Source organism: Streptomyces sp. SAS_272, assembly GCF_052543235.1.
This window is the reverse complement of record NZ_JBMNDR010000005.1, coordinates 44,361-57,456: the sequence shown is the minus strand read 5'-3', so window position 1 is coordinate 57,456 and position 13,096 is coordinate 44,361. Positions and strand designations below refer to the sequence as shown.

Genomic DNA, 13,096 nt, shown 5'->3' with positions numbered 1-13,096 from the left:
GGGGAATCACCATGAGTCCAGTCGTCTTCGCCGTGGTGGGAGTCGTCGTACTCCTCGTGCTGCTCGGCTTGGTCGTCGTGACCCGTTACAAGGTGGCCGGGCCAAGTGAGGCGTTCATCGTTACCGGGCGGCGCGGCAAGCAGTCCACCGATCCGGAGACCGGCCGGGTCTTCACCGACAACAGCGGGCAGAAGGTCGTGGTCGGCGGCGGTGTGTTCGTCGTGCCGTTCGTGCAGCAGAAGTTCACCCTCGACCTGTCCTCGCGGCACATCCCGGTGGCGGTGCGCGGCGCGGTCACCCTGCGCGGCGTCAAGGCCCACCTGGAAGGCGTTGCCATCGTCAAGGTCGGCGGCAGCGAGGACTCCATCCGCGCCGCTGCCCAGCGGTTTTTGATGCAGCAGGACGGCATCGTCGGCTTCACCCAGGAAGTACTCTCCGGTGCGCTGCGGGCCATCGTGGGCCGGATGTCGGTCGAGGACATCATCCGCGACCGTGCCGCCTTCGCCGGACAAGTGGCGGAGGAGGCCGAGGCCAGTCTGTCCGGGCAGGGCCTGGTGCTGGACGCCTTCCAGATCCAGGACATCAGCACCGAGGGCTCCTACCTCGAAGACCTCGGCCGTCCGGAGGCTGCCCGCGCCAAGCAGGAGGCCGACATCGCCGAGGCGGTCGCCCGGCGGGCCGCCGAGCAGGCCCGGCTGAAGGCCGAGGAGGAGATCGCCATCGCGCAGCGGACCTTCGCGCTGAAGCAGGCGGAGATCAAGGCCGAGACCGACGAGGCCGCCGCCCGCGCCGCTGCCGCCGGCCCGCTGGCCGAAGCCGCGCGATCGCAGGAGGTCCTCGCAGAGCAGGAGAAGGTCGCCCAGCGGCAGGCCGCTCTGACCGACCGCGAACTGGACACGAAGGTCCGCAAGCCCGCCGACGCCGCCCGCTACCAGGCCGAGCAGGAGGCCGAGGCTCGCCGCATCGCCCTGGTCAAGCAGGCCGAGGCGGACGCCCAGCGCTCCCGGCTGACCGGTGAGGGCGAGAAGGCGCATCGCGCCGCGCTCGCCGACGCGGTCCGCATCGAGGGTGAGGCCGAGGCCGCCGCCATCGGCGCGAAAGGCGCCGCCGAGGCAGAGGCGATGCAGAAGAAGGCGGACGCGTTCGCCCGGTACGGCGACGCGGCCGTCCTGCAGATGCTCGTCGAGGTCCTGCCCCAGGTCGTGGCCAAGGCGTCCGAACCGCTCAGCGCCATCGACAAGATGACCGTCATCTCCACCGACGGCGCTTCCCAGCTCTCCCGCACCGTCGCCGACAACGTCGCCCAGGGGATGGAACTCCTCAGCTCCACCACCGGAGTCGACCTCGCCGAGCTGCTGAAGGGCATGACCAAGCGGGCCGGCGGTGCGCAGCCCGAGGCCGCGGCATCGGCCGAAGCCAACGGCAAGATCGAGATCACCGGCTGACGCTGGTACGGCAGTGCAGTGAGCCCGGGCGGCTGCCAACCGCCCGGGCTTCAAGGACGGACGGCGGCGTCCCCCGATCGCCGACGAGCCGCCGCGAACGCCTTGCGGCCGCTCGGCCGTCTCGGAGAAGGAGTGTGGGAGATGTTCCTGTGGGCATGGTTGATCGGCTGGTCGGCCTTCGTGCTGCCCCTGTCTATCGCCTCGTTGCGGGGCTGGGCGCCCAGGCGGGTCCGCAGCCGTACGACGCCCTGGGGCATCCGAGTCCGGGGTGTCGCCATGCTGGTGATGTGGGTCGGCGGGCTGGTCGTCCCGCTGGGACGGTGGGGCGGGCTCGTCGGCAAGGACGCGATGTTCCTCCTGCCCGTGGTGGAGGCCGGTCTGCTGCTGTTCGCGGCGGGGCTCATCGCCGGCTCGCAGCTCGGCGACCGGTTCCGCCGCAGCGCCGTCCGTCCACAGATCGGCGACGAGGGCATCGGCAATCGGTCCTGATGGCGTCGCCACGGTCCGGCAGTGGCCTCTTCTCCCCCACCCTGTGGTTCTACCGGTGGCGCCGCGTATGTTTCGCGTCAATGACCTGGCCCGCTCGCCGATGACGTATGACGGTGAGTACAGGAACCTTTCCAGCAGATGAGGAGCCGACCATGCGCGCTCGTGACCTGGCGGTCGAGTACGAGACGGTGAGCGTCGACAGCGATGCCATGGAGGCGGCCCGGCTGATGGCCGAGCACAGGCTGCCGGCCCTGCTCGTGGTGGACGAACGGGGCGAGCCGAGGGCGATCCTTCCTGCCTCCCAGATGATCAAGATCCTGGTGCCCGCCTACGTCATCGAGGACCCGACGCTCGCCGCCGTCGTCGACGAGAAGCACGCCGACCGGCTGTGCCAGGCCCTGGCGGGCCGCCGCGTCGGCGACTGCCTGCCCCACGAGGCTGCCCCACCGCCGATCGCCGACCCGGATGACACCGCGCTGGAGGTGTCCGCGCTGATGGCACGGGTGCGCAGCCCACTGGTGGCAGTGGTGGAAACGGCGAAAGGCAGGCACAAGGAAGGGGGCACCCGTCTGCTGGGCGTGATCACTGCCTCTCATCTTCTGCATGAACTCCTCGGGGCCTCAGCACCATCGGACTCCTCGTGACGGCAGTCGGGCCGGTCGGTATCGGGGGTTTCCCCTGCTCCAGCCCGCCATTCGTGCACTCGAAGAAGGAACTTCGCTGTGCGTTTCGACAAGAACGAACCCGTCTTCCAACGGAGCAAGTGGGGGACGAACCGCTACGAGTACAACCCGGACAACCCCGTGGGCCTGGCCTTGATCGTGCTGAGCGTGGCCTTCGCTGCCGTGATGCTGATCCTCATGCACAACCACGCAGGACCCTTCGCCTCGCCGCCGGATCCCGCCCCAGCGTCCTGGAGCCCGCCGCCTGACATGTCACGGTGGGCGCCGCCGGCGGAGATTCCGTCGACGGACCCGACCCCCGCATCACCGGACAGCCCTTAGCGCGAGTCGCGATCCCTCAGGCCGCCGATCGTGCCGGTCCCGTTGAAATGCCGGCGGGCGTGGGCTTGGCGTCGTGCGTCCCGGATCCCCTGTGTCGCGGCCGCCTCGATGCGACGGGCCTCAGGGCTGGAGACCGTCCGTCGCCGCTCTCGACGGAGCAGCACGGCGATCGATGCGGCCAGCACCAGTAAGAGCGCCGTGGCTGCCATCGCCATGTACAGCATGAGACCTCCCGTGGTCAGGGCCCGGCGCGGCGGTTCGGTCGGCCTTGTGAAATGCGGGGAGCTATTCCTCGCACGGACGGACCGCGTGCCGGGCTGTCGGGTTGGCGATGAGGTGGCGTGGGTCGGCGGCGCGGTTGATGGCGGATTCGACGGCGGCGATCCGGTCCCCGAGGAGGCCGAGGGCGGTGATCGCCCGGGTGAGCTGGTCGTCCTCCGGTCCGCCGAGCGTTTGAGTGCGCAGGTAGGCGGTCTTGACGTCGGCCCAGCGGGCGGCCTGCTCGGCGGTGAGTGTGCCGCGCAGTTCGGCCAGCTTCAGCAGGTTGGCCTCGGCACCGGTGGTGAGGGTCTGGGCCTCGGCCGTGTAGTGGTCGTCGATCAGCGCGGACAATTCGGCGTCGTTCATGACCGGCTGAACGCGCTGGGCGATCTTGTTCATGTTGCGGTAGGAGCCCTGGAGCTGGAAGGGCGGCTCTGTGCGTGTGGCGTCGGACCGGGCTGCGGAGGCGATGTAGGCGCTGTTCACCACCATCACGGTGTCGCGAGCCGTGAGCAGGTGGCGCAGCACGGCCAGGATGCGCTCCAGTTCGGCGGGAGCGTAGGGATGGGTGAGCTGGTCAGCGCGGGCCGTGGTGTCGCCTTGGGCGAGCCGGACCAGCAGGTCGAGGTCGGCGTGCTCGCGGCCGGCGAGCGGGGCGAGCACGGGGTTCGCGGTGAGGGCGTTCTCGATGAAGCTGAGCGCGAAGGCGTCCTGCTTGCCGGTCAGGACGTCGCCGAGGTTCCAGACGTCGGCGCGGTTGGCGAGCATGTCGGGCACGCGGAAGCGGGCGCCGGACTCGGTGTAGGGGTTGCCGGCCATGCAGACGGCGAAGCGCTTGCCCCGCAGGTCGTACGTACGCGGCTCCCCGTCCCGTACGCCCTCGATGCGGCGGGTGGCGTCGCACAGCGGGATGAACTTCTGCAGCAGTTCCGGCGAGGTGTGCTGGATGTCGTCGAGGTACAGGAGGGTGTTGTTGCCGGCCGCCAGCGCAAAGTTGATCTTCTCGACTTCCTGGCGGGCGGTGGCGTTCGGGGCCTCGGCCGGGTCGAGGGAGGTGACCGTGTGGCCGAGGGCGGGGCCGTTGACCTTGACCAGGATCAGGCCGAGGCGGTCGGCGACGTACTCCATGAGGGTCGTCTTGCCGTAGCCGGGCGGGGAGACGAGCAGGAGCAGGCCGCCGGTGTCGGTGCGCTTGGACTCGCCCGTGGTGCCCAGCTGCTTGGCGAGGCTGTCGCCGATCAGCGGAAGGTAGACCTCGTCGATGAGCCTGCTGCGTACGAACGAGGACATGATCTGCGGCCGGTACTCGTCCAGGCGGAGCCGGGTGTGTTCGGCTGCCACCAGCTCCGTACGGCGGCGCTGGTAGGCGCGGTGTCCGGGAACATCGTGTGTGCGGAACGCGCGGGTGCGGGCGAGGAACTCGTCGATACGGACGGACAGGGACCCGGCGGTGATGCGCGGGTGGACGCCGAGCAGCCCGTGGACCGTCTCGGTCGTCTGCGCGTCGTAGTCGTAGCGGGCCAGGTCGGGGCAGAGTTCTGCGGCCACCGCCTCGGCCAGGTCGCCGGGGGTGGTGTCCGTGCCGGTCGAGGCGGTGTAGGAGGACAGCCACGCCTCGACGAGCTGCTTGCGTGCGGCCAGACCCCCGAGTGCGGCGAGGTCCTCGTCGTAGGCCGATGAGCCCACCGTCCGGCGGAACTTCTCCAGCAGGGTGCGCGCACTCCCGCTGACGACGAAGCCGTCGGGGCCGCTCGTCAGCTCCTCGAAGAGGTAGGTGGCCGCCGCTTCCGTGCCGATCGCCTCCGCCAGCTCCTGCCGCAGGTCGTCGATCGCGGGTGCCAGGCCGAACGTGTCCCGGGCGCGAGCCAGTGAGACCGCGCGCCGCTGCCACTCCTGCCGGGCCTCGGCGGTCGTTCCGTGGGCCCAGAACAGCTGGGCGGCGGCACGCGCCGCAGGCTCGTGCCGCAGAGGGCCGGCGTCCGCGTACAAGCGCAGGAGCGTGGTCAGGATCAGGGCCGCGTCGTGGTCATGGACACCCCGCTCGTATCCCTCGTCGTAGGCGGTCTCCGCGGCCTGTCGTACGAGGGCGGGCAGGTCGGCCTCCTCCAGGGCCGCCGGGCCGTGCTCGTCGAGCAGCCGGGCGGCGAGGTGTTCGGCGCGGTAGACCTCGGGCGACTCCGACGGCAGGGGCCGGTGCCAGTACGGGCGGGTGGCGGCGAAGTCGAGGTCGGTGACCGGTGAGCGGTAGTCGGTGCCGGTGAGGGCGAAGGCGAGGCCGTCACCCTGTGGGACGAGGGTGAGGTCGAGGGGTTGGGTGTTGACAGCGAAGCCGTGGGTGCCGAGGCGGAGGGTGCGGCCGTCGTCGGTGTAGAGGTCGGTGCGGTCGCGCAGGGATCGGAGGGCCTCCTGCTGGGCGGCCTTGAGGCGGCCGTCGAGTTCCTCCGCCTTGACCTGGTCGCCGAGTTCGCGCAGTTCGTCGGCGACGCGGTGGACCTTGGCGACCATGGGGTCGGAGGTGAAGTACGTCGTGACGGCGTCCGTGTCGGCGAGTGTGGCGGCGCGGCGGGTGACGGTCCGCAGGACGCGGGCCGCCGAGTCGGCGAGGCGTTCGGCGCGGCGGGCGCGGGCGTCGGCGAGGGTCTGTTTGCGGGCGGAGAAGGTTTCGTGGACCTCGTCGCGCTTGTCGGCGAGGTCGCCGAGGAAGTCGTCGAACTCGGCGAACCGGGACTCCAGGTTCTCCAGCTGGACGAGCGTGCGGGCGAGTTGCTCGTCGCACGCCTCGGGGCTGTCCGCGGCGGCGAGCGCGCCGGTGACGGCCTGGCCGAGCAACGCGAACTCGGCGGCGAACTCTGACCGTCCCTCCCGGTCCAGGAGTGCGCGACGGCGGCCGTCGAGCAGGGCGCGGGCGCGGTTGACGCCGCCCAGGACCTCGGCGATCCGTTCCAGAACGGACGTACGGAGGGTGGCGTCGCCGATGTCCAGCCCGGCGACGACCTCGGTCACCGTGCGCAGGCCGTCGGTGAGTTCGTCGAGGCGGGCGGCGACGGGCGCGGCCTCGGCGACGGTGGCGATCGCCTCCGCGTCGGCGACGAGCTGTTCGATGTCGGCCTGGTGGTCGGCGAACGCGTCCTCGCGCGCGAGGTGGGCGACGGCCCGCTGCCCGAAGGTGGCGAGGTCGCCCTTGATGTCGGAGGCGAGTTCGTCGATGCGCGCGGTGTCGGCGTACCGCATGTCCTTGAGGGTGAGCAGGTGGCCCTGGGCGTGCCGGAGTTCGGTCAGGCCGGTGACCCAGGCGGCGGCGCTGCGCGGGGCCTCGCCGCGCAGACGCCGTACGACGACGGCGACCCGCTCCGCGGCCTTCGTGAGGGCGTCCGCGGCCTGCCGGATGAGTGCCTGGACGGTCTCGAACTCGGCCAGGACCTGCTCGGCGGTGACCCGCACCTGCGTGAGCGGCTCGTGCAGAGCGCCGAGTCCGGGCTCGCCCAGCCAGTGGTGGGAGTCCGCCGCCCGGACGCAGGCCGCGGTCAGTGCCTCGTACACCTCGCTCGTCGGGGTGGTCTCGGTGACCGCGCGGGTGATGGACAGGCAGTCGGAGATGCCGCGCACCAGGTCGGCGTTGCCGACGCGGGCCAGGGGGCCGGTGCTGGCCGGCTGGGCAGCGGCGTGGGTGTCGGAGACGAACGGCGAGGTCCACAGCTGGACGGGATGGACGCGCTGCGGTTCGTCGCTGTCCGCCCGCAGCACGACGAGCGCGCCGTCGTCGAACAGCGCCCAGCCGTGGCAGGACAGCGGGGTCGCGACCTCCTTGCGGATCACGTTGTACGGCAGCAGCAGACTGCGGCCCTCCACACGCGCGTGGAACGCGAACAGCACGTCTTCGCCGTTGGGCGAGCGGACCACGCGCTCGAACTCCAGGCCCTCGGTGACGACCGCATCGAAGGTCTTGTACGCGCCCGTGGCCAGGCAGTACCCGCCGGGGAAGACGATTCCCTGGTCGTCGGGAAGCCGATGGCACGCCTGCCCGATGCCGTCCAGTCGGACGACCGTCCTGGTGAGGGTGTTGAACACCAGGTGGCGGTCGGTGTCCTCCTTGTAGGGGCGGATCCGCAGCAGGATCAGGGCCCCCACGCGCGCGTACGCGATGTCCGCGTCGGCGAGGGACTGCAGCGGCTCGTCGACGGGTTCCGTGTAAATGCCCTCGCCGATCTCCGTGTTGTTCTCGACCTTGACGGTGAGGGTTCCGCCGACGGTCTCGACGAAGACCTCGCTCTCGATGGAGACGTGAGGGTGGCGGCCGAGGACGTGGTCCTCGCGTGAGGTCCGCGTCCACGCGAAGTCGTGGGAGGGCGGGAAGACGTGGTCGCGCTCGCCGCGCGCGTCGAGGAAGGACACCTGGCCGTCGTCGGTCACGGCCCAGCGCAGGACGCGGATGTCCTCGGCCTTCTCACCGGTCCGGAAGACGGCCAGCAGTCTGCCGTCGACGCGGCGGAGCTGGAGGAGGTGGGCTTGGCGGTAGTAGCGGTAGAGGGCGGCGAACTCGCGGACGAAGGCCGGGTCGTCCAGCAGGCCGGGCACGGCGTCGTCCGGCAGCCGGTTCAGGTCACGGTCGTGCAGCGCGAAGACGTCGCCGACGGTCGTCTCCGATTTGAGGCCGAGGAAGACGTTTTGGCCGAAGAGCAGGACGTCGCCGACGGAGACGATGTCCCGGGGCACGCAGGTGTGCTCGGTGCGCAGCCGCTCGGTGCCGGCGAGTTCGAGCCGGGTGGAGCCGAACTCCTCGGTGCGGCGGGCGTTCAGCGCCTCGGCGCGGCGGGCGAGCTCGGCGGCCTGCGCGGTGAGGCGGTCGCGCAGCACCTCGTACGTGCCGGTGTCCAGGCCGGTGGTCATGGGGTCCCTCTCAGAATGTCGGAAAAAGCGGTTCGGAGCTGCCGTCCCCTGTGCGGCAGCTCCGGACCGCGGCCTGTCAGACCCTGGCGCTGCCGTTCAGGGCCGCGAGCGAGGTGTCGGCGACACCCAGTTCGCCGGCCCTGCTGAGCAGCTGCTCCAGAGCGCCGGAGTCGGCTCCGCCCGTCTTCATCAGCTTCATCAGCAGGGCGGAGACGGTCAGGTTCTGCACGTCCGCCGTGGAGACCGAGCCGAGGACGCGGCTGAGGTCGTCGGTGAAGCTCGACGAACCGTCCAGCCAGGGCCCCGCGAGAGCCTGGGCCGTCTCGGAGTGCTGGACGAACCCGTCGACGCTCTTGCCGAGCGCGATCGAGGAGACCAGCCGGTCGAAGAAGACCGACTCCCCACCGACGATGTTGATGTCGGCGTTCTCCAGTCCCGTGGCGAGGATCGTGGCCTGCGCCTCGGCGACGTGCTTTTGCACATCGAGCCCAGCGAGCCGGATCTCCTTCTCCGCCTGGAGCCGCAGCCGGTACTCCTCGTGACCGCGGGACGCCTCGTCGAGCGCGGCCATCGCCGCCGCCTTTTCGGTCAGACCGGCCGCCTCCGCCTTGAGCTTCTCGCCGATGCCCTCGGCCTCGGCGAGCGCCTTCGCCCGGACGCCCTCCGCCTCGGCCCGCATACGCGCCTGGGCCGCCTCGGCCTCCGCGCGGCCGGCCTTCTCGATGACCTCCGCTTCCTTGTCACGGACCTGGACGGCCGCGAGGCCCTCGGCGGCCGTCTCGGCCTGGACGCCTTCGGCGAGGCGCAGCTTGGCCTGGGCGTCGAGGTCGGCGCTCTTCAGCCGGGCCTCGGCCAAAGTGAGCTCCTCGGCGGCGCGGTGGACAGCGGCCTGCTCGGCGGCCTCGGCGGCCTTGATGTCCTTGACCAGCTTCTCCTGCGCCTCCGCCTCGGCGGCGATGATCACGGTCTGCCGGCCACGCTCGGCCTCCTCCACGGCCCGCAGACTTTTGATGGCCTCCTCCTGCTCGGCGACCGTACGGTCCACCGCGACCCGCTCACGGATGACCTCGGCGATCTCTCGCTTCTCCGCCTCGACCTCCTTGGACGCGGCGATCTGCGTCAGCTGGGTCTCCCGCTCCCGGGCGATGACCTCGAGGAGGCGGTCCTTCTCGATGCGCTCGTTCTCGATGGCGATGACCCGCTCGCGGTTCTTCTGCGCGACGGCGACCTCGCGGGCCTGGTTCTCCCGCTGGATGCCGAGCTGCTCCTCGGTCTTCAGGAACGCGCCCTGCGCCCGCAGCCGCTCCTCCTCCACCACCCGCGCCGTCTCGGCCTCCTCACGGGCCCGCACGGTGTCGATCTCCCGCCGCTGCTTGATCTCGGCGTCCGTCTGCCGGCGCTCCAGCTCCAGGATGGCTTCGCGGGCGTCGACGTTCTGGCGGGTGATCTCCTTCTCCTCGGTGCGCTGGGCCTCGTTGGTGCGTACGTGCTCCACGGCGGTCAGTTCGGTGATCTTCCGGATGCCCTGGGCGTCCAGGACGTTGGCCGGGTCGAGCTGGGTGAGCGGCGTTTGCTCCAGGTAGTCGATCGCCGCGTCCTCCAGGTGGTAGCCGTTGAGGTCGATGCCGATCAACTCGATGATCTTGTAGCGGAGTTCCTCGCGCTTGGTGTAGAGGTCGGTGAAGTCCATCTGCTTGCCGACGGTCTTCAGCGCCTCGGAGAACTTCGCGTGGAACAGCTCCTGCAGCGTCCTCTGGTCACTCGCCCGCACGGTGCCGACGGCCTGGGCGACCTTGATGACGTCCTCGACGGTCTTGTTCACCTTCACGAAGAACGAGATCCGGATGTCCGCGCGGATGTTGTCCCGGCAGATCAGCCCCTCCTTGCCGGCCCGGGTGATCTCGATCGTCTTCACCGAGATGTCCATCACCTCGGCCTTGTGCAGCACCGGTAGGACCACCTGGCCGGTGAAGGTCACATCGACCTTGCGCACCTTGGAGACGATCAACGCCTTGCCCTGCTCCACCTTCCGGAACAACCGGGAGACGACGAACAGGACGGCGACAGCGACGAGCAGGCAGGCGGCGATGAGCACGCCGACGCCCACGGTGATGGCATCCATACGAAATCCTTGAAGTCTGCGAGGAGTTGACGGCCTCGACGGCGAGGCGGGATGGCCCGCTCGGCCGCGAGCAGGCGTGAAAGGCGGTGCGGCCGCAGGGCCTGTGGCGGCTTAGCCGCCGGTGCGGGGACTGCCGGGGTCGTACGGAGTGCCGCTCGCCGCAGCCCGCCGGTGCAGCCCGGCCCGGCTCGCAGAATGCCTGACGAGAGGGGCCGCGCACCTTCGTGTCACCGGCCAGGCGACGAGGGCGAAAAGGACCAGCAGTGCGACCCGGGCCGCGGCACCACCGGGACCGGTCAGGCGTGCCAGATCCATCAGGACCGTTCCGGTGAGGCTGACGAGCCATGCACTCACGATCACGACGGAGGCGGCGACGGCGACCGGCGTCCCGCCGAGCGACCTGGTCAGCGACGGGGCGTCAGCGTCGAAGGCGCGCGCGTCGGCCCGGCCCAGCAGGACCAGCAGCCAGAAACCGAGAGCGACGGCCAGGGCCGAAGTGAGGGTGACGGTGGGGAACCGCACGGCTGCGTCGACGATCTGCCCCATGTCCTCGCCCCCGAGCCGAGTTCCCGAGTCCCGGCACCCACCCTGTCGCCAGGGAGCGGCGCCGGGACTGCTCCCCTTTGTTTCCGCTGCCCCTATCTTGAACTGCCCATGTCGTGTGGCGCATTGCCGTGTTCCGGCAGTCTTGATGTCCCCTTGATGCCGGGCGATGACAACTTCGGCGAGTGCCGGGCCGTTGTCTAACCTTGCCGTCGTCGTCCGGCCTGGTCGACAGCCGCATCGAGGAAGGAGCAGGGGTGGGCCGAGTCGCGTACGGAGCCGTAGGAGGCCGCCGGGTGGTGGACGGCCGCGCAGAGGGAGGCCAGATCCGCAACCCCGTCGGTACCGTCGGAAGGCGGGCCTACTCATGAGGCGCGTTCCCTCGCTTCCCGGCCAAGCCCGCCACCCGGCGCTTCCGGGCCACATGATCGTGTGCGGCGACGACGCCCTCGCCGAACGCCTGGCCGCCGAGCTGCGTGTGTTGTACCGCGTGCGGGTCACCGTCGTCGTGCCGTCGCTGCCCGGTGCCGGCACCGCAGGCAGCGGAACGGAGAGATGGGCGGCGGCGGCCGCTCTGTTCGCTCGCATGCAGGCGGTCGTGAACCGGGCCTCCGCCACGGACCCGGAACCGGGCATCCGCGTCCTCCAGGCCGCGGTCCTCGACGAACAGGCGTTCGCGGACGCCGGTGTCGCGCGGGCCGACGCCCTCGCGCTCGTCCATGACGACGACGAGACCAACATCCGCGCCGCCCTCGCGGCCCGCCGCCTCAACCCCCGTCTGCGCCTGGTCATCCGGCTCTACGACCGCAGACTCGGTCGGCATCTGGCCGACCTGCTCGACCAGGCCGCCGCGGTCGCCTCTCCCGGTCTCGATCCGACCGTCCTGGACACCTCCACCACCGTCCTGTCCGACGCCGACACAGCGGCCCCCGCGTTGGTGGCCACGGCCGTCTCGGGCACGAGCAAGGTGGTCCAGGCCGATGGACTGCTGCTGCGGGCCGCGGAGCGCACCCCGCCGCGGCCGGGCCAGGTCGCCGCCCCCGGCCTGTGCACGCTCGCCGTGCTCTCCGCCACCGCCAACGACCCGGCCGGAACGGAGGGTTCGGACGCCAGCGGACAGGACGGTCCGTTGCTGCTGCCGGACGAGGACGCGGTGGCCGCCGCCGCGGGGCGCGGCACCGTCGTCCTGGAGACCGTCACCCACGCCGGCCCCACGCGTCCGTCCGGCCGTCTCACCGGCCGTGGCCTGCCGCTCGGCTCGCTCTTCTCGCGCCGCCTGCGCCGGTCCCTGGCCGGGCTCGTGCTGAGCGTCCTCGGGCTGGCCGTGGCGTCCTGGTTCACGACCGGCGACCACCCCCTGCACGCCGCTTACCTCACCCTCCTCGACCTCTTCGCCATCGGGGACCCCGCCGTCGGTGAACCCACCGCCCGCCAGGTCCTCCAACTCCTGTCCGGGCTGGCCGGGCTGCTGCTCCTGCCCGTGCTGCTCGCCGCCGTGCTGGAAGGGCTCGGGACCTTCCGCACCGCCTCCGCGCTGCGCCGGCCGCCGCGCGGCCTGTCCGGCCATGTCGTCCTGCTCGGCCTCGGCAAGGTCGGCACCCGTGTACTGGCCCGGCTGCACGAACTCGGCATCCCTGTGGTGTGTGTGGAGGAGGACCCCGAGGCGCGCGGCATCCCCCTGGCCCGCCGCCTGCACGTGCCCACCGTGATCGGCAACGTCACCCAGGAGGGCGTCCTGGAGGCTGCGAAGGCCCACCGCGCCCACGCACTGCTCGCCGTCACCAGCAGCGACACCACCAACCTCGAAGCCGCCCTGTACGCCCGCTCCGTGGCGCCCCGACTGCGCGTGTCACTGCGCCTGTACGACGACGCCTTCGCGACCGCTGTCCACCGCACCCTGCGCGCCGCCCACCCCGAGGCCCTCACCCGCAGCCGCAGCGTCTCCACCCTCGCCGCGCCCGCCTTCGCCGGGGCCATGATGGGCCGCCGGATCCTCGGCGCCATCCCCGTCGAACGGCGCGTCCTGGTCTTCGCGGCCCTCGACGTCGCGGGCCACCCGCAGTTGGAGGGCCGCACGATCGCCGAGTCGTTCCGTCCGGGAGCCTGGCGCGTCCTGGCCGTCGACTCGACCGATCCCGGCGACCGCCTGCCCGACCTCGCGGTGACACCGTCCCACGAGGGCACGGAACACCAAGGCGGCCTCCTTTGGGACCCGCACCCCGGCTACGTACTCCACCCGCAGGACCGGGTAGTCCTCGCCGCCACCCGCCAGGGGCTGGCCGAACTCCTGGGAACGCACCTGCCGGACCACCCGACTACCGCCAGTCCATGAAGGCCCAATCACC

General features: G+C 71.2%; 9 protein-coding genes. 5 read left to right on the top strand and 4 right to left on the bottom strand.

Annotation, left to right across the window (positions count from 1 at the left end; translation table 11 throughout):
- Positions 1-11: 11 nt before the first annotated feature.
- From ACN6LD_RS05665 to ACN6LD_RS05650, 4 genes are all read left to right on the top strand, one after another.
- Positions 12-1,445, top strand: coding sequence for a flotillin family protein (locus ACN6LD_RS05665; protein ID WP_445042635.1), 1,434 nt, complete (start codon positions 12-14; stop codon positions 1,443-1,445).
- Between the two features lie 141 nt (positions 1,446-1,586).
- Positions 1,587-1,934 (top strand): hypothetical protein, encoded by a 348-nt coding sequence (locus ACN6LD_RS05660; RefSeq protein ID WP_445034309.1) that lies wholly within the window; start codon positions 1,587-1,589, stop codon positions 1,932-1,934.
- Between the two features lie 152 nt (positions 1,935-2,086).
- On the top strand, positions 2,087-2,578 hold the full coding sequence (locus ACN6LD_RS05655; protein ID WP_445034308.1) for a CBS domain-containing protein: 492 nt from the start codon (positions 2,087-2,089) through the stop codon (positions 2,576-2,578).
- Between the two features lie 78 nt (positions 2,579-2,656).
- A complete protein-coding gene (locus ACN6LD_RS05650) occupies positions 2,657-2,938 on the top strand; it encodes a hypothetical protein (protein WP_445034307.1) in 282 nt (93 codons plus the stop codon).
- On the opposite strand, the gene ACN6LD_RS05645 is transcribed toward ACN6LD_RS05650, so the two are convergent.
- From ACN6LD_RS05645 to ACN6LD_RS05630, 4 genes are all read right to left on the bottom strand, one after another.
- Positions 2,935-3,162, bottom strand: coding sequence for a hypothetical protein (locus tag ACN6LD_RS05645; RefSeq protein ID WP_445034306.1), 228 nt, complete (start codon positions 3,160-3,162; stop codon positions 2,935-2,937). The genes ACN6LD_RS05650 and ACN6LD_RS05645 overlap by 4 nt on opposite strands.
- Positions 3,163-3,223: 61 nt before the next feature.
- Positions 3,224-8,086, bottom strand: a complete 4,863-nt coding sequence (locus ACN6LD_RS05640) for a DNA repair ATPase (RefSeq protein ID WP_445042634.1) — start codon at positions 8,084-8,086, stop codon at positions 3,224-3,226.
- Between the two features lie 76 nt (positions 8,087-8,162).
- Positions 8,163-10,208, bottom strand: coding sequence for a flotillin family protein (locus tag ACN6LD_RS05635; RefSeq protein WP_445034304.1), 2,046 nt, complete (start codon positions 10,206-10,208; stop codon positions 8,163-8,165).
- Positions 10,209-10,319: 111 nt separating this feature from the next.
- Positions 10,320-10,754: a hypothetical protein gene (locus ACN6LD_RS05630; protein WP_334450216.1), complete on the bottom strand. Its 435-nt coding sequence runs from the start codon at positions 10,752-10,754 to the stop codon at positions 10,320-10,322.
- Between the two features lie 364 nt (positions 10,755-11,118).
- Between ACN6LD_RS05630 and ACN6LD_RS05625 the strand changes: the two genes are divergently transcribed.
- Positions 11,119-13,083, top strand: a complete 1,965-nt coding sequence (locus tag ACN6LD_RS05625; protein WP_445042633.1) for an NAD-binding protein — start codon at positions 11,119-11,121, stop codon at positions 13,081-13,083.
- Positions 13,084-13,096 lie beyond the last annotated feature (13 nt).